This is a genomic window from Helcococcus sp. SA-HE-C1 (assembly GCF_985670335.1).
Map to the genome: position 1 here is coordinate 230074 of NZ_OZ484652.1, position 21575 is coordinate 251648.

At 26.2% G+C, this 21575-nt stretch carries 20 protein-coding genes and 1 pseudogene; 19 read left to right on the plus strand and 2 right to left on the minus strand.

Features of this window, described 5'->3' with window-relative positions; all coding sequences use genetic code 11:
• Positions 1–32: 32 nt before the first annotated feature.
• From AC4KN9_RS01240 to AC4KN9_RS01260, 5 genes are all read left to right on the plus strand, one after another.
• Positions 33–857 (plus strand): aminoglycoside 6-adenylyltransferase, encoded by an 825-nt coding sequence (locus AC4KN9_RS01240; RefSeq protein WP_491016867.1) that lies wholly within the window; start codon positions 33–35, stop codon positions 855–857.
• The gene (locus AC4KN9_RS01245) at positions 854–1138 is read left to right on the plus strand and encodes a serine hydrolase (RefSeq protein WP_491016868.1); all 285 of its coding nucleotides are present in this window, start codon (positions 854–856) and stop codon (positions 1136–1138) included. The genes AC4KN9_RS01240 and AC4KN9_RS01245 overlap by 4 nt, the downstream gene beginning before the upstream one ends.
• 1 nt (position 1139) lies before the next feature.
• Positions 1140–2057, plus strand: coding sequence for a D-alanyl-D-alanine carboxypeptidase family protein (locus AC4KN9_RS01250; RefSeq protein ID WP_491017913.1), 918 nt, complete (start codon positions 1140–1142; stop codon positions 2055–2057).
• A gap of 15 nt (positions 2058–2072) precedes the next feature.
• A complete protein-coding gene (locus tag AC4KN9_RS01255; protein ID WP_491016869.1) occupies positions 2073–2894 on the plus strand; it encodes a Cof-type HAD-IIB family hydrolase in 822 nt (273 codons plus the stop codon).
• A 99-nt stretch (positions 2895–2993) separates the two neighbouring features.
• Positions 2994–3566 carry a nitroreductase family protein gene (locus AC4KN9_RS01260; protein ID WP_491016870.1) on the plus strand — a complete coding sequence of 191 codons (573 nt, stop codon included), beginning with the start codon at positions 2994–2996 and terminating at the stop codon, positions 3564–3566.
• A 52-nt stretch (positions 3567–3618) separates the two neighbouring features.
• Here AC4KN9_RS01260 and AC4KN9_RS01265 read toward each other — a convergent pair whose 3' ends face one another.
• Positions 3619–4425, minus strand: a complete 807-nt coding sequence (locus AC4KN9_RS01265) for a phosphatase PAP2 family protein (protein WP_491016871.1) — start codon at positions 4423–4425, stop codon at positions 3619–3621.
• A gap of 123 nt (positions 4426–4548) precedes the next feature.
• Between AC4KN9_RS01265 and AC4KN9_RS01270 the strand changes: the two genes are divergently transcribed.
• From AC4KN9_RS01270 to AC4KN9_RS01290, 5 genes are all read left to right on the plus strand, one after another.
• The gene (locus AC4KN9_RS01270; protein WP_491016872.1) at positions 4549–5463 is read left to right on the plus strand and encodes a tetratricopeptide repeat protein; all 915 of its coding nucleotides are present in this window, start codon (positions 4549–4551) and stop codon (positions 5461–5463) included.
• Position 5464: 1 nt separating this feature from the next.
• Positions 5465–6211: a type I methionyl aminopeptidase gene (map, locus tag AC4KN9_RS01275; RefSeq protein ID WP_491016873.1), complete on the plus strand. Its 747-nt coding sequence runs from the start codon at positions 5465–5467 to the stop codon at positions 6209–6211.
• 65 nt (positions 6212–6276) lie between these two features.
• Positions 6277–6615, plus strand: coding sequence for a hypothetical protein (locus AC4KN9_RS01280; protein WP_491016874.1), 339 nt, complete (start codon positions 6277–6279; stop codon positions 6613–6615).
• A gap of 11 nt (positions 6616–6626) precedes the next feature.
• Complete coding sequence (locus tag AC4KN9_RS01285; RefSeq protein WP_491016875.1) at positions 6627–7358, plus strand: HAD family hydrolase; 732 nt, start codon at positions 6627–6629, stop codon at positions 7356–7358.
• A 110-nt stretch (positions 7359–7468) separates the two neighbouring features.
• On the plus strand, positions 7469–8455 hold the full coding sequence (locus AC4KN9_RS01290; RefSeq protein ID WP_491016876.1) for a ComEC/Rec2 family competence protein: 987 nt from the start codon (positions 7469–7471) through the stop codon (positions 8453–8455).
• Between the two features lie 64 nt (positions 8456–8519).
• Here AC4KN9_RS01290 and AC4KN9_RS01295 read toward each other — a convergent pair whose 3' ends face one another.
• Positions 8520–8732, minus strand: coding sequence for a hypothetical protein (locus AC4KN9_RS01295; protein ID WP_491016877.1), 213 nt, complete (start codon positions 8730–8732; stop codon positions 8520–8522).
• Positions 8733–8845: 113 nt separating this feature from the next.
• On the opposite strand from AC4KN9_RS01295, the gene AC4KN9_RS01300 reads away from it, so the two are divergent.
• The 9 genes and pseudogenes from AC4KN9_RS01300 to secA all read left to right on the plus strand — a co-directional run bounded on the left by AC4KN9_RS01300 (position 8846) and on the right by secA (position 21448).
• Positions 8846–9619: a ComEC/Rec2 family competence protein gene (locus tag AC4KN9_RS01300; protein ID WP_491016878.1), complete on the plus strand. Its 774-nt coding sequence runs from the start codon at positions 8846–8848 to the stop codon at positions 9617–9619.
• A gap of 221 nt (positions 9620–9840) precedes the next feature.
• Positions 9841–10524: a response regulator transcription factor gene (locus AC4KN9_RS01305; protein WP_491016879.1), complete on the plus strand. Its 684-nt coding sequence runs from the start codon at positions 9841–9843 to the stop codon at positions 10522–10524.
• Positions 10524–11729, plus strand: a complete 1206-nt coding sequence (locus AC4KN9_RS01310) for a sensor histidine kinase (protein ID WP_491016880.1) — start codon at positions 10524–10526, stop codon at positions 11727–11729. Before AC4KN9_RS01305 ends, AC4KN9_RS01310 begins: the two co-directional genes overlap by 1 nt.
• A gap of 40 nt (positions 11730–11769) precedes the next feature.
• Entirely contained in the window at positions 11770–12456 is a 687-nt protein-coding gene (locus tag AC4KN9_RS01315; protein ID WP_491016881.1) for an ABC transporter ATP-binding protein, read from the plus strand.
• Complete coding sequence (locus tag AC4KN9_RS01320) at positions 12440–15094, plus strand: FtsX-like permease family protein (protein ID WP_491016882.1); 2655 nt, start codon at positions 12440–12442, stop codon at positions 15092–15094. The genes AC4KN9_RS01315 and AC4KN9_RS01320 overlap by 17 nt, the downstream gene beginning before the upstream one ends.
• A gap of 23 nt (positions 15095–15117) precedes the next feature.
• On the plus strand, positions 15118–16314 hold the full coding sequence (locus AC4KN9_RS01325; RefSeq protein WP_491016883.1) for an LCP family protein: 1197 nt from the start codon (positions 15118–15120) through the stop codon (positions 16312–16314).
• Between the two features lie 119 nt (positions 16315–16433).
• On the plus strand, positions 16434–17801 hold the full coding sequence (locus AC4KN9_RS01330) for a S1C family serine protease (protein WP_491016884.1): 1368 nt from the start codon (positions 16434–16436) through the stop codon (positions 17799–17801).
• A gap of 239 nt (positions 17802–18040) precedes the next feature.
• Complete coding sequence (gene hpf / locus AC4KN9_RS01335) at positions 18041–18574, plus strand: ribosome hibernation-promoting factor, HPF/YfiA family (protein ID WP_491016885.1); 534 nt, start codon at positions 18041–18043, stop codon at positions 18572–18574.
• Between the two features lie 138 nt (positions 18575–18712).
• Positions 18713–21448: pseudogene (secA, locus tag AC4KN9_RS01340) on the plus strand (preprotein translocase subunit SecA).
• The last annotated feature ends 127 nt before the right edge of the window (positions 21449–21575 follow it).

Consider the following 21575-nt stretch of genomic DNA (forward strand, 5'->3'; position numbering starts at 1 on the left):
CCGATATAATAGAATAATATAAAGGAGTGTATATGGATAATTATTTGATATTATTAAGAAATAAAATTGAAAAAAATAAAAATGTTAGATTGTTCTTATATCTAAGACAAAAAAAATTAAGCTATATTTATTCTAAGTCAATGATGGAACATAAATTATTAGTTTGTCTTAAAGACTTATCAAATTTTTCTGATATAGTTAGAGATATAAGTAATGACAAAGACATAATATTAAGTAAAATAGTACCACAGAAAATAAACAGTATTGACAGTTATAATTATAAAATATTTTCAAATGAAAAATACATTGAGTTAATTTTTGTAAATATTAGTGAGATAAATAATGTGTTAAAATGTCTAGGTAATTTCGAGATAATTTCTGATAAAGATGATGTCCTTGTCGAGTATGATGAAAAATCACAAGAGTATGATCATCTAAGAATACCAGATGGAGATGAATACATAGAAGAATGTATAGAATTTTACTTTGAACTAATAAGCATATATGTTAATTTACATAATGAAAATATTTTAAAAACTAATTTGTTAAAGAGTGAAATTATTAACAAACTAATAAGAGTTTCAAATGTATTTATTGCTATAAAATATAACAATAAAATTATTTTGAATAAATATGGTCAAAACATACAAATATATCTGGATGAAGAATATTATGAAGAGTTGGTTAAAATAACTAATATTCAAGAGGATACGTGGACATTTATGTTTAAATCAGCACAGTTGTTTAGAAAAATAGCAATGGCTATTGCTAAGAAAGAAAATTATATTTATCCTAAAAAGCAAGATGTTGAGGTTATGGAATATTTAAGGAGAAAATATAACGAGGAGAAAAAATGAAAAAAAAGAGTGTTATAATAACGCTAATATTTGTAATATTTCTAAATTTTATGCCTATTTCATTTGCGAAAAAATTTGTAAACGACAAGGATGTTAAGGCTGTATTTGTAGGTGATGCAAAGACTGGAGAAGCCATATATAAGAAAAATGAAGAGCAAGTGTTACCTATAGCGTCCATGTCTAAATTGATGACTTATTTAGTTGTAAAAGACGAAATATCTAAGGGAAGTATAAAACTATCTGATAATGTGATAATTACTAAGGAAGCAGCTGATTCTTAATATACCAGGGTATTCTAGGATGTTTTTAAATAAAGATGACGTGATATTTGTTAAAACATTAATTGAAGGGCTTATGTTAGTTTCTGCGAATGATGCTGCAAATGCATTAGCGATATATATTGCGGGAAATTTGAAAAACTTTGTAAAGATGATGGAACAAAAAGCGACAGAAATAGGATTAAAAAAATTTGAATTTATAAATCCATCGGGTTTGACTGAAAATGGACTTACAGGACAATTAATATATAATAAAATGTCTGCAAAAGATATGTTTGATCTTGCTAGATATATAGTGAAAAAATATCCAGAAGTAGAAGAATTTTCAAAATATTCAACTTGGTTTATTCCTGAAAAAGGAAATTTAGAGAAAAAGCCTTTTTTTAATAATTTAGGTATGCAGTCTATGTTAGGCTTAAAATCAGGCTATACAGAAGAGGCAGGAGCGTGTTATACAGGATTATTTGATTTTAGTAAAGAAAATACAAAAAATAATTTAAGGATTATAACTGTTGTAATAGGTGCTAACGATATAAAACATAGAGATGATTTAACATTAGAAATGGCCTCTAAAATAAGAGATGGTTATTCTCAGGTAGATATATTAAAAAAAGATATACCATTTACAGATAAATACGATAGTGGAGTTAAACAAAGACGAATTCCATTATATCCAGAAAAAGATTTTAGTAAATTAATAGATTTATCAGAAAACTTAAAAATTGAATATAAAATATATGATGATAAAAAAGCACCATATAAAGATGGAGAACAATTAGGTGAATTGAAGCTAAGTGTAGGAAATGAAACTATTGAAACTATAAAATTAGTAAATAGAGGAAATGTTACTAAATTAAATTTTTTTTCAAACATATATGATGGGATTAAAGAATTTTTTGAAAACATTTTATTGCTAATTTAAGAAAAGGAGTAAATTATGAAATATCTATTTTTTGATATAGATGGAACTTTACTAAGTCATGAAGAAGGAATATCTTTATCAACTATAAAAGGATTAAGTGAGTCTAAAGAGAAGGGGCACAAAATCTTTATTTGTACGGGTAGATCATATGCTGAGATACCATCTATAATGTATAAATTTAATTTTGACGGTGTTATTGCAGCGGCAGGAGGTTATGTTAGAGTTGGAGATAAAGTTATATACAATAAGGTCATGCCAGAACATCTTGTTGACAATATAATTTACGAATTATCAAAAACAGATATAGCTTATGTTCTTGAGGGAGTAGATGAAGTGTACTCTCATAAAGAGGCAATATATTCTCAAGCAACAAGAAATGAAAAACTTTTAGCTAAAAAGAAAAAAAGTAATTATGAGCATTCAGCATATGATTATAGAATTGAGAGATTAAAAAATATAGATGATTATTTTAATGAGAGAAAAGAAATTAGTAAAATGACTCTTTATGGAAAAGATATAGATTCATATGCAGAGTTTGAAAAATTTATTGATAAAGATTTTTATTTGCTTAAATATAGCGAATATGCGGAACTAATAGCCAAAGGTGTAAACAAATTTACAGGAATTCAAAAGATAATGAAATATTTGAATGCAGATATAGATAAAACTGTATCTTTTGGAGATAGTTTGAATGATTATGAAATGATAAAAAATTGTAATATAGGTATAGCCGTAGGCAATGCAAGTAAAACCGTCAAAGAGATAGCAAATTATGTGACTGAAGATATAGATAATGATGGAATTTATAATGCATTAAAACATTTTGATATAATCTAGGATATAATTTTAATAAAGTTTTAATTGATGTTATATTATAATAAAAGAGGGTATATATGTTTTGTAAGCCATACAAACGATTAAAATTAAGGAGAATTAATGAATATTATAAAATCACTAGAAAAAAGAAGAACATATTATAATATTAACAAAGAATTACCAGTTTCAGAAAAAGAAATAGAAGACAAAATTAAAATAGTTACAGAATTAGTACCAGATGCATTTAATATGAAAAGTGCTAGAGTAGTTATAGTTTTTAATGAAAAACATGATCAACTATGGGATGAAATATATAATATTTTTGAAGGACAGGTTCCAAGAGACAAAATTGACTCATTTAAATCAGGAGCTGGAACAGTTTTATTTTTCTATGATTTAGAAACAATAAATAATATGCAAGTAGAATTTACTACTTATGCTGATAAATTCCCAATTTGGGCAAATCAAGCTAATGGTATGTTACAACTTTCAGTTTGGAGTATGCTCAGAGAATTAAATATTGGTGCATCATTACAACACTATAATCCTATTATAGATTCTAAAATTAAAGAAATGTTTGGTATTCCTGAAAATTATAAATTATTAGCAGAAATGCCATTTGGTGGTATTGTGAGTGAACCAGATGAAAAAGAAAAAGAAGACATAAATAAAAGAGTTAAGATTATAAAATAATCACAAAAATAGGGAGATAATGTTTCATTATTTCCCTATTTTCAATAAAAAATTATTTTTTTTGTAACAATTTATGTACTGTAATAATAACTAGCCCTGATATTATTATAGACATGGAAACATCACTTAGGAAATGTGCTCCATCCATTATTCTTGATATTGCAGTAAAAATTGTCCAAAAAACAGGCATATATTTGAAAAAAAGATTAAATTTTGAATCAGCTTCAAAGGGGACAAGAGTTAGTACAAGCGTAGTTGCAGCTGCAGCTGTATGTCCAGATGGAAATGATCTAAAATCATCAGACTTAGGAAGCCCATTTATTTTCCACCAATTTGTAAATCCGGAAAAACTATTTTCTGACAGCATTACATGAAATCTCATTCTTCCCCAAATATTTTTCATAATATTAAAAAGAAGGAATATTGTAATTATTGATATGATTACAAATAAAAGGTATCTTGTAAATTCATTATTTTTTATTTTAATAACTTTAGTAATTGAAATAGCTATCATAAAATAAAAAAAAGAAATTAAGAAGATTAGAAAAGTATTTCTAATTCCATAATAAGATTGTATGCTTAACGATGATCCTATTGGTAAAACTATAAAAACTAGTGTTAGGAATCCGATTTGAAATTTATTTAATTTTGTGTATTCATTTTTTATAATTAAAAGAGAAGAAGTTATAGTTAAAATTATCATGGGCATTTCTCCGGTAATTTTAAAAAATTCGGGTATAAAATTTCCTTTTAGATAGAAAATCTTATTAATTTGTAAATCAAATAAACTACCTATACTAAGTCCAAACAATGCTATTAATATCATTGAATAGATTGCATTTAAATTATTTTTTTTCATAAATACTCCCTTTTTATATAATATTCTTTATAGAATATCAAAATAAGATTACTAAATCAAATTAAATTAATTAATTTGAGTATGTACTAATTTATTTGGTATAATTGTAAATAAGAGGTAATTATGAATATTAAATATTTTAATTTTAGGAAAAGAGCAGAAGAACTTTATTCTAAAGGAAATTTAGAAGAAGCATATGTACTATTTAATAAGGCTTTAGATTTTGCGGATGAAAAAGAACAGATTGAGATACTTTACTTTCAAGCTTTAATAAATGATGAGTTAGAAAATTTTAGAGAATCTAATAATAAATTTTTTGAAATATATAGACTTGACAAAAATCAACCTGCGGCAATATACGGTATTGCTATGTCTTATGAAAAGATGAAGAATTATGAAAAAGCAGAAAAATATTATTTACTATGTATTGATAAAAACCCTAATTATGATAGAGCATATTTTTTCTTAGCTAATTTATATGATTATCAGGAAAGATTTGATGAAGCTATAGAAAAATATAAAAAAACTGTTGAGCTAAATCCTTTAGATTATATGGCATATAACAACATGGGAGCAATATTTGAAAACACAAATAGATTTGATGAGGCTTTATCTTCATTAAATATGGCTATAGAAATTGAACCATATTATTTTAGACCATACTTTAACAAAGGGGTAGTGCTAGGTAGATTGAAGAAATTTAAGGAAGCTATTGAACAATATAATATTGCTAAAGAATTGAATCCCAGCTATTGTAATATATATTTAAATATTTCTGCATTATATATAGAAAAATCCATGCATCGAAATTCTATAAAAATATTAAATGAAGGGATAAAAAGTGCTTGTGATTCCAAGGCAAATTTATACTATAATCGATTATGCTCATATATGAAATTGGGAGAAATAGAACTTTCTATGAATGATTTAAGAAAATCAATATCCTTAAATGAAGATTTAAGAGAATTTGCCCTAAAGGATGAGGATTTTCAGGGGATAAAAGAAGAAAAAATATTTATTGAGTTAGTTGGAGAATAAAATGATAGTAATAAAAAGTGAAGAAGAACTTAATGGAATGGAAAAGGCGGGTGAGATGCTTTGTAAAGTTCATCTCGCTATACAAAAAATTTTAAGACCAGGATTGAGTACTATGCAAATAAATGATTTTGCAGAAAAATTTATGAATTATAAAGGGATAATTCCGTTGCAAAAAGGATATTCGGGTTTTCCTTACGCATTATGTACATCTCTTAATGATGTAATTTGTCACGGCTTTCCAAGAAAAGAAGATATTCTTAAGGAAGGAGATATTTTATCAATTGACAATGTAATATCATATAATGGCTATTTATCTGATTCTTGTTGGTCATATGCAATCGGAAAGCTTTCAGAACAGGATCAAAAACTAATGGATGTGACATTTAAATGTCTTAATTTGGGTGTTGAAAAAGCTATTTCAGGAAATAGGCTTGGAGATATAGGAAATGCAATTCAAACCTATGCTGAAGAAAATGGTTTCTCTGTTGTAAGAGATTTCGTTGGACATGGAATAGGAAAAGAGATGCACGAAGATCCACAAGTACCACATTATGGAACTGCGGGTAGAGGAAAAAGACTTATAGAAAATATGACAATAACTATTGAACCAATGATAAATATTGGAAAATGGCAAAAAAAACTAGAATCAAATGGATGGGTGGCGAGAACAATTGACGGAGAAAAATCATGTCAATTTGAACATACACTAGTAATTAAAAACGATAAAGCTATTGTATTTACAGATTAAACAAAGTATTCATTAAATGATGAAGAATTAAAATGGATTGAAAAATACAAATTTTAGGAGTGAAAATGAAAAGTTTATTCAATATAATTTCCGAAAATAGTGGAGCAACTGCAATTATTCCAATAATTGCAATTATTTCAATTATTGCCATAATATTATTAAATGTATTGACTAAGAAAAAATGGTTAAAATATGCTGTATCTTCATTTATTTTATTGGTAGGATTAATATTTTTATTTATAGGAGCTCGTTCAATATTACAAAAATCAGGATTAAATTCCATAGAGACATCTATAAAAATAATAACATTTGCAGTTGTTGGGCTTTTATCCTCTATGATTTTGGACGTTGGTGGGTTGTTATTAAATAAAAATAAAATTGTTAGTAAAACTAAAAGTAAATAGAAGGAGTATTGATGATAGGAGCATTTTTTGATATAGATGGTACACTTGTAAGAGAATCTATAATGTTAAAGCATTTTAAGAAGTTAGTTAAGTATGGAATTATTGATGAAGAGTCTTATTATAAAAACATTAAAGCTAAGTATGAAGCGTTTGAAAAAAGATATGGAAACTATGACGATTTTATTAGTGAAGTAGGAATTTTATATAAAGAAAAACTAAAAGGAATTAGTAAGGCTTTAATTTTAGAAACAGCAAAGCAGGTAATAGAAGAAGGTGGAGAATTAGTATATAGATACACAAGAGATAGAATTAAATATCATAAAGAACAAGGACACATGGTATTTTTCGTTTCAGGATCTCCAACATATCTAGTTAAAATGTTAGGCGAAGTATACGGCATAGATGATGGACAAGGTACAGACTATCTGTTTAATGAAGAGGATTATTTTACAGGAGAAATAATCCAACTCTGGGATAGTAAATCAAAAAAAGCTGAAATTACAAAATTGATTGAAAAATATAATATAGATGTAGAAAATTCATATGCTTATGGAGATACAAACGGAGATTTTTCAATGTTAAAAACATTTAAAAATGCAGTAGCAATAAATCCTTCAAAAATATTTTTTGATATGATTAAGGAAGATGAAGAATTAAGTAAAAGAACAGAAATAATTGTAGAAAGAAAAGATATTATTTATAAGTTAGATGTAAATGTAAATCATTATACTGTTAGTGAATAAAATATATAAAAGTGAAATAAGTCGAATTGGTAATAATTTTGACAATATTTCACTTTTTCTTTTTTATATAATTATAGTAAATCTTTAACAATTTACTATAAGGAAAAGGTATGAAGCGTCCAATATTTATTATCCTATTATCCTATACAATTTCTATTCTTATAAATGAATTTGTAAAATTGAATCTAAATCTAGTCATATTTATTGTAATAGGATATTTTGTATTATTTATAAAATATCCTAAAACAGCATTAATTTCTATTTTTATTTTAGTTATATCGTTAATTTCTATGAGTTTGAAATATGAAAATAAAACTATAAAAAGTGGAAAATATTCAATTCAGGCAGAAGTAATTTCAAAAAAAAGTAATAAATTTGGATATAGCTATGAAATCACTTCAAAAGAATATAATTATTTAATTCAAAGTAATGAAAATTTTAACCTGGGAAGCATTTTGAATATAAAAGGAAAATTTCAGATTCCAGAAAGTGAAAATAATTTTAATGTTTTTAATAAAGAAAAATATTATAAATCTAAAAAAATATTTTATGAAATTAAACCTTACAGTATAAGTAAAATTGGTGAAAGTAAAAGTATAAAATACTTTATCCATAGACATGTAGAGAGTATTTTAGAAAAAAATTTAAGCACCGAAACTTCAAATCTATTGAAATCTATGATATTGGGAATTAGAAACGAGAGTGATTTTTCAAATTATAAAGAACTTGGACTTGCACATGTACTTGCTATATCAGGTCTACATATTAATATTATAATTTTATTTCTTGATATAATTGGAAAAAAACTAAAAATTGATAAAAAATATTATTCTATCATTATAATTATTTTACTTGTATTTTATGGATATATTACAAATTTTCCCGTATCACTTATTAGAGCTTTATCAATCTATATAATATCAGTATCAGCTATTTATACAAAAAATATAAAAGATGATATAAATATATTTATCTTATCAATACTTATATGCCTAATTATAAATCCATTTTATATTTATTCAGCAGCTTTCTATTTGTCATACGCATCAATATTTTCTTTAACATATATAAAAAAAGAATGCAAAATATTTTTATAACAGTAGATAAAAAAATATTAACTATGATTGCGGTACAAATTGGCCTTCTTCCATTTTTGATTTATTATTTTAATTCAATAAATTTACTTACAATACTTATAAATCTATTAACCTTACCATTAATAAGCTTTGGATTATTTTCAGGATTTTTACTTATATTAACTAATTTTAATTTGATTGCAAAAATGGTAGAAATAGTATTTAATTTAGTTGATTCTTTTACTTTCTCCTTTTTTAATGGTAAAAGATACTTTTTCAATAAGATTAAGTTTTTCAATTATTGATATAGTCATTTACTATGTAATTTTAATAGTAATATTAAATTACAGAATTGTACTTAATAGAACAAGAAAATATAGAACGTATATATATAGTATATTATTTATTGTGATGATTAAATATCTTTTTCTACCCGTGGTGATATTAAATTTTATTGATATTGGACAGGGAGATGCACTACTCATTAGAGATAATGGAATAAATATAATGTATGATACTGGTGGGAATCCATTAAATCCAAAGATTAGTGGAGAAAAACTATATAAATATTTGATAAATAATAAAGTATATAACTTTCATTCAATATTTATATCTCATTCAGATTTTGATCATATTGGGAATCTAGAATATTTAGTCAAAAAAATGAAGATAAAGAACTTATACAATAATTCTAAGAATCAATATAAAAGAAATATATTGAGAGAAAAAGAAAAAATCAAAATATCAAGATTAAACTTTTTGGTTGTTTTAGATGGGTTAGAAAGAAAAACCTCAAATGATGCATCGCTAGTATTATTATTGGAAATTTATGGAAAAAAGATTTTATTGACAGGTGATGTAGAGGAGAATGAAGTTAATATAAAAATAAATGATACTATAGATTTTCTTAAAGTTGCACATCATGGAAGTAAACATTCTACCAAAAAAGAATTCTTAAAAAATAATAAAATAGATACGGCAATAATTTCAGCGGGTAAAAATAATAGATATGGACATCCAACATCTGAAGTTTTGAATAGACTGGATAAAGAAAAAATTAAAATTTATAGAACAGATACACAAGGCAATATAGAAATTAGGATAAATAGATTTGGATCTTTTATACACGCATATAAATCAAAATATGATATTTTTCAAATTTTTATTAGGTTAGTGTTGTTTTAAGAAAATAACTAATATATTTTCTGATATTTGCAAATAAATTGAGGTTAAGATAGAAGTAATATGTTTAGAAAATAGAGATATCTGTGAGAAATTAAATATATATTTAAATGGTGCTATTATCATCACAAATACTATATTAATTATTATTGTTAACATATAGAAGTAAATATGATATATAATAAAAAAAGATTCAAATAAAATAATTTAACACAGGAGGGGAAATGTCTAAATTATTGTTAGTTGAAGATGACAAATCACTAAGTATAGGAATAAAATATTATTTTAATAAAAAGAATTTTGAAATTACACATTGTGAAACCTTAAAGGAGTCAAAAGAGACGTTACGTAATAATACATTTGATATAGTTTTGCTAGATATTACATTACCTGATGGTGAAAGTTATGAATTAGTAAAATTAGCAAGAATAGAAAAGAATACACCCGTTATCTTTTTAACCGCAAAAGATGAAGAATCAGATATTTTAAAAGGTTTTAATTTTGGGGCTGATGATTATATAACAAAACCTTTTAGCTTAAAAATTTTAGAAGTAAGGATAAATAGATTGTTAAAAAGAATTGAAGAACAAGAAGTAAATTACAAAAAATCTGGAGATTTATTGGTGGATATAAAGGATGTTAAATTAGTAAAATCTGGTATTGTTGTAGATCTCACAAAAACTGAATATAAACTAATTAATTTTTTCATGGATAATTATAATCGAATATTATCTAGGGAAAAATTATTAGAATATTTATGGGATAGCGACGCTGATTTTCAAGCTTATTCTACTATATCAGTGTATATAAATAGACTTAGGGAAAAAATAGAAGATGATCCACAAAATCCTAAATACATTATAACTAAACGAGGAAGTGGTTATAAGTGGTCAGTAGAGGTTAAATAGTGTATTTATTTAAGGGAAGAAGATATTTTAAAATCGTTTTAATTAATTTAGTTTTAATTATTTTAGCAAGTATTATTGCCGTAGGATACTTGAATTCAAAGATAAATGAAAATTTATTTAATATAGAAGAGAAACTTATTGTGCAAATCGTTGATTATAAAAGATTTGAAGACAGAGATATTGTAAAAGAAATAGCAAATTCAAGGTCTCAGAAAGAAACTAATGAAATATTAAATGAATTAAAAAATAACAAGTATAATTCCAGAGTAGATGAAAAATTAACTTCTAACAATATCATGATATTGTTAGTTAGTACAATAAGTATTTTTCTAATTATGCATATTATAAATTTTATATATTTAAATCGTAGTCAGAAAAGATATATTAATGATATAGATGAATTTATTAACTCTGTGGCAGATAATTCTTTTAATAAACATTTACCAGAAATTGATCAGGGTTTAATTTCTAAGTTAAATAATAGATTTAATAAACTTGGACTCACTATAAGAAAAAATAGCCAAAAATTAGAAAAAGAACATTTAAAAATGAGAGAAGTACTTACAGATATTTCGCACCAAGTTAAAACTCCTATTTTAGCATTAAGTATGTACAATGAAATTTTACTTGGTGATGAAAATATGAGTGAACAGAATAAAGAATTCTTAAGTTTAAGTGAAGGTCAAATAGCACGACTCACATGGCTCATTACATCAATTTTAAAAATTTCAAGATTTGAAGCGAATTCAATTACATTAAAAAAAGAAAAGTTTGAAATTGCTGCTCTTTCTGAGAATTTTGAATCATTACTTTTAAGGCAATTAAACGTAAATAATCTGACTATATCACATACTGGGAATTTAGATGCCGAAGTCGAACTCGATTTCAACTGGACAAGTGAAGCCTTATTAAATATTGTTAAGAATGCTACAGAACACGCCTATCCAAATACAGATATAAATATAAATTACACTGTAAATGTTGCGATGGTAAAGATTGATGTAACAAATCAGGGAGACAATATACCTAGTGAGGAATTGAATAAAATATTTCAAAGATTTTATAAATCCCCCCAAAATAATAATCCGGAGTCTGTTGGTATTGGCTTAAATCTATCCAAGCAAATTGTAGAAAGACAATTTGGCACAATCAGTGTTCAAAATTTAGATAATGAAATTAAATTTAGCTTAATCTTTCTAAGATGATTTTATATGAGCTATTTAAATTTATATAGTTGGAGGAAATATGCAAATTATAAAAATTGTTGATCTTAATAAAACTTATAAAAAAAGAAATAAAGAAGTTTTTGCTCTAAAAAAAATTAATTTAACTATTAATGAGGGAGAATTTGTATCCATAGTTGGAGAAAGTGGCGGTGGTAAATCTACACTATTAAACATACTCTCAGGAATCGAAAAGGCTACTAGTGGAGAAGTATACATCGAAGAAAATAATATACTGGATATGAATAATGAAAAATTTATTATATATAGACGTAGAAATATGGGGGTAGTCTTACAATTTTTTAATTTATTACCATTATTAACTGTTAAAGAAAATATTGAGCTCCCAGTTAGTCTTGATAACGGAAAAGTTGATAAAGAATTATTTAACTATTTAATAGATTATTTTAAATTGAATGAAAGACTAGATCATTTTCCTGATGAACTTTCTGTAGGAGAAAAACAAAAGGTTTTAATTTGTAGAGCTCTAATTACAAAACCTTACATATTGTTATTAGACGAACCTACTAAAAATTTAGACAAAAAAAATAGTCAAGATACAATTGATTTAATAAAAATATTCAAGAATAAGTATGGGATAACTACTGTAATGGTCACTTCCAATCTCACATATGCTTCTTTTTCGGATAAAATTGTAAAATTAGAAAATGGAATAATACTGGATAAAAATGATGAATATAATAAATAAAATAACGTTTAGATATTTAATAAATAATAAGTTAAGAACTATATTTGCATTATTTAGTATTATAGCATCAATCGGATTGGTTATAGCGTTAGGAAATCTTATTCTATCACTAAATAAAATATATAAAAATACGTCTATTTCAGTTGACGGAGACTATGATTTTAAGATAAAAAGTTCAAATATAGAAATAGAAAAAGAAATTAGAAAAGTTGAAAATGTAAAAGATTATTACAAACTAAAAGCTGTTGATACTGTAAAAATTCTCAATAAAAATATCGATTTAGGTTTAGATTACTATTTAGGGTTTGACATTGTTGAAGCTGAAGATAAATTTTTCAGAAAATATACTATGCCAGACTTTCTAGTTGAAGGAGAAATGCCATCAAGACAAGGAGAAATTCTAGTGCCTTATGACATGAAGGATGTCTACCCTGCATTTAACAATATAGGAAATATAGTGGAGTTAGGTATAAGACCTAGTGTCAGTAAAGACAATATAGGTAATTCAGGAAATCATTTTACAATAAATGAATTGAGAAAGATTCAAGGAAAAGAACCGCTAGAAAGTTTTGAGTCAAAATTAAATAAGCCTAACAATACAGAAGATATTTTTGATTTATATTCGTTAAAAAAGCAGGATTTCAATACTATAGTCGACAATTATAAAAGTATTAAAAAATATAAAATTGTTGGTTTTCATAGTTCACCATCAATAGAAACCACATATAATCCTCTTTATTATTCTCGAGTAACTAGAAATAATGTAAATATAATATCTCCTATGAAAGATGTAATTTATCAAGGGGATATTTTTGAATATAATTCACACATAAAAAATGATTATAATATATATGGAGTCTTAGAATCTTATAAGGATTTAAGAAAATCTAGTGATGAAATAAATGCTCAAATAAAAAAATATGGAGTGGAAGCTGATTTTAACCACCAACTAATATCGATAAAAAACAGTTCATTAATAAAATATGGTGATGTGACATCGATTGTAATTTTAAGTTTATTAATCTTTATATTGGTAGCAGTGTTTTCATTTATATACAATATATTCTCATTAAATTTTGATGAAAGAATAAAGGACTTTACGACATTAAAAATGATAGGCTTAACTAACAGTCAATTATGGAAAATGATTTTTTTAGATACTATACTTTATCTAATAATATGTTTCCCTGTTTCATATATATCTACAAAGTTTGTAATGAAGTTTATATATAACAGTGTAAACAATATAGTGTCTGAATCTTCGGTTATTTCCAATATAAACTTAGAGTGGGCAAATGATGAGAAAGTATTTTGGTTAGTATTGGTTTCTGTTATAGTAGTATTATTTGTCGTAAATGCTATATCAACTCTTCCAGTATTAAAAAATTCATCGTTTAAAAATTATAAATCAAGAAGGATAAATCAAACTATCATAAATAAATTTAAAATAAATGAATTTTTTAAGGATAATGTGGTATTATATAATTTTAGGAGGATGAAAAAAAGTATTAAAATATTTAATGGTAGATTTATTGCTACAACAATTGGGTTAACACTATTTTTAATAATTGGATTTTATTTAATAGTGCTGGATTCTCCATTGATAAACTCAACTAATCCACATAGAGCAAATTTAGTTTTTCAAACAAATTATAATTTTTCTGAAGATTTAAAAATGGATTTAGATAAAATTGTTGGGTTAAAGACTAAATATAAAATAACACAAAAAAATGAAACGCTTAAAATTAAAAAAGAAGATGGAGAAATCGAAACTGATAGCTGGACCATTTTAAGTTATGATGATGAAGCGTTTAAGACTATATATAAATCGGATAAGATTTATATAACAGAACAAAATAAACAAGATAAATTAGATGGTAAACTTTCTAAAAATATTAGTATAGAAAAAAATAGAAAAATAGATATAAATTTATTAAATAATGTTAAGAAAAGCACTAATGAACCATCTCTTACCATAGATGTGGAATATATGGAAAGTAAAAGAAAAAATTACAATACATATGCTCAAAATCAAAAAATAATGATTATGAGTGAAAGTAAATTCAAAGTTATATCTAAAGAATTGGGGATGGATATAGATTCATCTAGAGTTATATTGGGATTAGACAGGCAAAAATTTGATAAAAAAATAGGATACGAGATAAATTCAATTATTAGTAAGTATCCAAATACTTATCAAACATTTATGCCATTTCAAGAGTATAGAATTATAAAAATTATTATTACAGCATTTCTAATGGTTATAATTCCAATATTAATAATGAATATAATAAATACAACTTATACTACTATATTAAATAGAAAAAAAGAAATAATACTTAAATTAAGTGCAGGAATAGGAAGAAAAGAGCTAAAAAAATTTATAATATTAGAAAATATAATAATAATCACATTTATATCGCTAATAGCATTTATAAGTGCTATAATATTAACGACTATGACTTATATTTTTATTGATAGTCAAATTTCAATTTCGCTATTCAGAATTATGTTAAATTTATTTTGGAAAATAATTTTGATTTGGATATTCACTACAATAATTATATATATTGTTATCTATATTTCTATAGTAATTCCATATGATAAAATTGTTAAAAATGCATTAAATAAATTTTAGAAAATAAACAGGCAGGAGATAAAATGGAAAATAAAAATTTTAATAGAAGAAAAAATGGCGACAGATATAGCATGCAAAGTAAAAGAGCAGTTAATGTGGAAAGTTCAAAATTAGCAAAACTATTATTCGCCATAAATTTAATAGTAGTTGTTACTTTTATTTTTTTTATTAATTTTAAGAACATTCTACCTTTCGTAGAAAGACTTATTGTAATAGTTATACTCCTTATAATTGAAATAATTATGTATATATTAATAAGGGACAAAAGTAAGAAAAAGCTAAATATTTTAGCTTTTATAATAATGATAGCTTTAACGGCGGCTACTGTAATGGCTATTAATGTTATGACGAAGGTAGATAGAACTATAAACAAATTAAATAAGGATAATGTTGGGGCTGAGGGAAGTCATGTTAAACCTCAAGAACCTTTTAATATATATATTTCAGGAATTGATACATATGGTGATGTAAACACAGTATCAAGATCAGATGTAAATATAATTGCAACATTTAATCCTAAAACTGGAAAAGTATTACTAACATCTGTACCTAGAGATTCATACTTAAAGATACCCGGTGAAGGTAAAAATCAATATGATAAATTGACTCATGCAGGTATTTATGGAGTGCAAACCTCTGTTAAAACATTAGAAAATGCCTTGGATATAAAAATTCCATACTATGCAAGAATAAACTTCGATTCCTTAATAAAAATGGTTAATGTATTAGGGGGCGTGGATGTAGATAATCCTGTTGCGTTTAAGTCTAGAGTTAGTGAACATTATTATGAAAAAGGTAAAATTCATTTAAATGGAGAAAGAGCATTATTCTTTGTAAGGGAAAGATATAATTTGCCTGATGGAGACCATGATAGAGGTAGAAATCAAGAGAGAGTAATTGCAGCTATGATTAAAAAAATTGCAAACCCAGCTAGTTTATTAAAGTTAGATGAAATATTAAAAGTTTTAGAAAATTCTGTAAATACAAATATTCCTACAAATAAAGCTATAGAGTTATTAAATTCTGCAATATCAAATGGTGGGAATTTAAATATAAGCTCACAAGATATAAATGGTGAAGGAGCAAAAAAACCTTCGTATGCTATGAGAAATCAAAGACTATATGTATTAATAATAGATAAGGAAAGTTTAAAAAAAAATAGAAACAATATTTTAGAAGTGTTAAATACAGATAATAATACATCTACTAAAGGTAATTAGATGAAAAGACTAAAGTTTTATGTAAAACTTTAGTCTTTTCACATTTTAAACACAATAAACATATTTCTAATATAAGACTTTCATATAATTAACTCAAAGACAAGATATAGGAGGACTAAATGGCAGATAATAGAAGAATAGACGATTTTGATAATTGGTTAAATGGAAGAAAAAAAGATTTAGAAGAAAATCAAATAACAGAAAAAATAGATATAATTAGTGAATCATCAAACTTTGAATATGGAAATTCGAATTCCTTTGAAGATGATTTTAATAAAAATGAAAATAATGATTTTATTGAAGATGATTTTAATGATAATAAAAATGAATATAGAGAATATGTTGATAAAACATATGTTGATGATCAGATAAGAAAAAACAAACCAAAACAGAGTTTCTTAAAAGCAGTAGCTTTAGTTTTAGTTGGTGCTATTGTAGGAGCATTTGCTGGTCCACTTGCAAATACTCAATTTGGAAACCAAAGAACAACTAATAATGGAACTCAAAATTCTAATCCGGTAAACATTTTAACAAAAAAAGAATCAAATGTAGAAAATGCAGTAGCTAAAAAAGCGATACCATCAGTGGTTGGAATTAGAACTAAAGTTCAAAGAGAATCTGGTTTTGGAGGAACCATTTCACAAGGGGAAGCAATTGGATCAGGTGTTGTAGTAAGTAAAGATGGATATATTTTAACAAATGCTCATGTAGTAAGTGAAAATACTAGTTTAATTTCAGTGTTATTTTCAGATAATTCAAATGCGGAAGCTAAAGTGGTTTGGAGAGATACAACATTAGATTTAGCTATACTAAAAGTAAATAAAAACAATTTAACTCCTATTGAATTTGGAGATTCAGACAAGATTCAAATCGGAGATAAAGCTATAGCGATAGGAAATCCAGTTGGATTAAATCTACAATCAACTTTAACTTCAGGTTATATTTCAGGTCTGGACAGATCCATAACAGTTCAAGGCGGAAATATTATGAATGGCTTAATCCAAACAGATGCATCAATAAACTCAGGAAATAGCGGGGGAGCATTGTTAAATTCTGAAGGTAAATTGATAGGTATAAATACAGCTAAAGCTGGTAATACAGATGGGATAGGATTTGCAATCCCTGGAAATGTTGCGAAAAGAGTAATGGAGTCAGTTATAAATAAAGGTGAATTTTCACAAGTCACACTAGGTATAAGAGGAATAAATGTACTTAACTATAAGCAATATTTTGCTAATTATGACATTAAAGACGATAAAGGTATATTTATTTCAGAAGTATTAAGAGGAACAGCGGCTGAAAAAGCTGGGTTGAAACCAAATGATATATTAGTTGGAATTAACGGTGAAGAAGTTATTTCCATGAATAAATTGAAACAAATATTATTAAAGTATAAGACCGGAGATACAGTTAAACTTAATGTACACAGAGATGGAAAAAATGTAGATTTAAATCTAACATTTAAACAAGGAAATCCAGATGTATAATAATGTTTAATAATACATTAGATTAAAGTTATCAACATTTATCCACATTCTTCTCCTAAAGAAAAATATGTTCAAATATAATTATCCACCTATAAATAAATTTGTTGTGGATAATGTTGATAACTATGATGTTATAAAATAAATTTTATATGAATTTATTTTATATTTCTATAAAAGTTAAAATTTAATTCTATTGGGTATATAAAATATATAAGCAATAAATATTAAAGGAGGTACCTGTGAAAATTCAATATATAGGTAAAAATATAAATGTTCGAGATAACTTCAAGGCAGAAGTTGCTAAAAAGCTAGAGAAATTAGATAAATATTTTGAAAACGATGTGGAAGCAAAAGCTTCATTTTCAGTACATGGTAATTTCAATACAGCAGAAGTAACTATATGGCTAAGAAAGGGTACTATCTTAAGAGCAGAAGAAACCTCAGATGAAATGCTGATTTCAGTAGATAGAGTTGTAGATTCCCTAGATAGACAGATAAGGAAATACAAGACTAAGTTACAGACAAGAAAATCTAGTGAGTCAATAAGATATGAAGAAATTCCTATAGATGATACGACACTTAAATCAGATAATGAACCAAAAGTTGTAAAGGTTAAAAGTATTGGTTTGAAACCAATGTTTATAGAAGATGCTATAATGCAAATGGAACTTTTAGGACATAATTTCTTTGTATTTAGAGACGCTGAAATTGAAGCTGTTTCTGTTGTTTATAAGAGAAAAGACGGAAACTATGCTATAATAACAGAAGAATAAAATATTAAATAAAAATAAAGGAGATTTTCTCCTTTATTTTTATTTATGTAATAAATTAGTAAATAACTTTATTACTAACAAACAATATGGTATATTATAATAGTACAACTATGAAAATAAGCAAGAAGGATGGGAAATATGGCGTTTGGATTTATTAAGAATATGTTTAAATCTTTTAGTGATAAAGAAATAGATAAAATTCAGCCTATAGTTGATGATATTTTATCATTAGAAGATGAATATTCACAAATGACTGATAAAGAATTAAAAAATAAAACTCAAGAATTTAAAACTAGATTAGAAAATGGAGAGACACTAGATGATATTTTAGTTGAAGCTTTTGCTACAGTTAGAGAAGCGTCTTGGAGAGTTTTAGGAATGAAGCATTATCCAGTTCAATTAGTAGGGGGATAATACTGCACAAAGGCAGAATATCTGAAATGAAAACTGGTGAGGGTAAGACTTTGGTTGCTACATTACCAGCATACTTAAATGCTCTAGAGGGTAAAGGTGTACATGTTGTTACTGTTAACGACTACCTTGCAGAGCGTGATAAAGATTGGATGAGTAAAGTCTATAAATTTTTAGGACTAACAGTAGGGTGTGTACTTTATGGATTAACACAAAGTGAAAGACAAGAAGCTTATAATGCTGATATAACATATGCAACAAATAATCAATTAGGTTTTGATTACTTAAGAGATAACATGGAAATCTATAAAGAAGATACTGTTCAAAGGGGATTAAATTTTGCAATTGTTGATGAGGTTGATTCAATATTAATCGATGAAGCGAGAACTCCACTAATTATTTCTGGTAATGGTGAAGAATCCACAGACTTATACTTTAAGGCTGATAACTTTGTAGCCACATTAGAAGGTAGAATTTTAGATCCTGACGAAACAGAAAAAAATAAATTAGATATGTTACTTGATGGTGTCGTTGAAGAAACAGTAGATTTTGTTGTTGATGAAAAGAGAAAATCAGCAACACTTACTGAAATAGGTACAGAAAAAGCTGAAGCATATTTTGTGGTAGAAAATTTATCCGATTCCTGAAAATATGGAAGTAGCACATCACATTAATCAAGCATTAAAAGCAAGAAATACGATGCATAATGATATAGATTATGTAGTTAAGGAAGGAGAAATTCTTATAGTTGATGAATTTACCGGACGTATAATGGAAGGTAGAAGATATTCAGATGGACTACACCAAGCTTTGGAAGCTAAAGAAGGGGTTTCTATTAAATCTGAGCAAAAAACATTAGCTACAATTACATTTCAAAATTTCTTTAGAATGTATAAAAAACTCTCAGGTATGACCGGTACAGCTATGACAGAAAAAGATGAATTTTATGAAATTTATGGAATCGATTGTGTTGAAGCTCCCACAAATAAACCAGTTATAAGAAATGATGAAAATGATCGAGTTTATCCAACGGAACTTTCTAAATTTAAAGCTGTAGTCCAAGAAATAAAACAGGCTCATCAAACAGGTAGACCGATATTGGTAGGTACTGTAAATATTGAAAAATCAGAGTTTCTTTCAAAACTATTAAAGAAAGAAAGGATTCCTCACGAAGTACTTAACGCAAAACAACATGCTAGAGAAGCTGAAATAGTAGCTCAAGCAGGTGAATTTGGAAAGATTACGATAGCTACAAATATGGCCGGTAGGGGTACTGATATTGTACTTGGTGGTAATCCCGAATTTATGGCTAAAAAAGAAATGAGAAAAAGAGGATATGAAGAATATCTAATTGATGAAGCTGATGGATTCGGAGAAACAGAGGACGAGGAAATACTTGAAGCTAGAAAGTTATTTGCAGAATTGAAATCTCAATTTAAAAAAGAAACAGATAAAAACGCAAAAAAAGTGCTTGAAGCAGGAGGACTCTTGATTATTGGTACAGAAAGGCATGAATCAAGACGTATAGATAATCAATTAAGAGGTCGTTCAGGACGTCAGGGAGATCCTGGGGAATCAAGATTCTTTGTATCTCTTGAAGATGAATTAATGAGATTATTTGGTGGACAAGCACTTAAAAAGTTTACTTCATTCCCCGAAGATGAACCTATTGAAGCAGGTATTTTATCTTCAGCTATTCAAAAAGCACAGGCTAGAGTTGAAGGGAATAATTTTGCAACCAGAAAAAGAGTTTTAGAATATGATAATGTTATGAACAAGCAGAGAGAAGTTATATATGGTGAAAGAAACTCTGTTTTGGACAATGATGATATGAAATCTAATATCATTCAAATGATTGAACAGGTAATTAGAGATTCTGTAGATTCATTCTGTAACTCATCTATTTCTAAGGATAAATGGGAAATTCAGGGGTTAAAGACACATTTAGCAAGTATCTGTATACCTGTAGAATCATGGGAAGACATAGAAATTACATCTGCAGAAAAATTAAAAGTAGATTTAATTAATATCGCAACCTTAATCTATGAGGAAAAAGAAGAAGAAATTGGTTCTGAACACATGCGAGAACTTGAAAGAATTATTCTTTTAAGAATGGTAGATTCTAAATGGGTAGATCATATTGATGCTATGGATCAGTTAAAACAAAATATAGGTGCAAGAGCTATTGGTAATGAAAATCCAGTAAGAGCATATGCAAATGAAGGTTTTGAAATGTTTACACAATTAAATAATTCTATTCAAGAAGATACTGTAAGATACCTATTTAGAGTGGAATCTCAATCTAAAGTTGAAAGAGAAAAAGTAGCAAAAGCTGAAAAAGAATCTTTAGAAGGTGCTCCAGAAGAAGAACATAGACAGAGAACTGTAGATAGAAAAGTAGGAAGAAATGATCTTTGTCCATGTGGTTCAGGTAAGAAATACAAGAATTGTCATGGAAAGTAAGATATAATAACGAATAGAAATTTAAATACAAACGTGGTTTTAGTTACTTAAATAAAGTTTGATGAACTCGAATATTCGAGTCTCAGACATTCCTTTATGTTCTAATTAATTCTTCCCATGTTTGTAT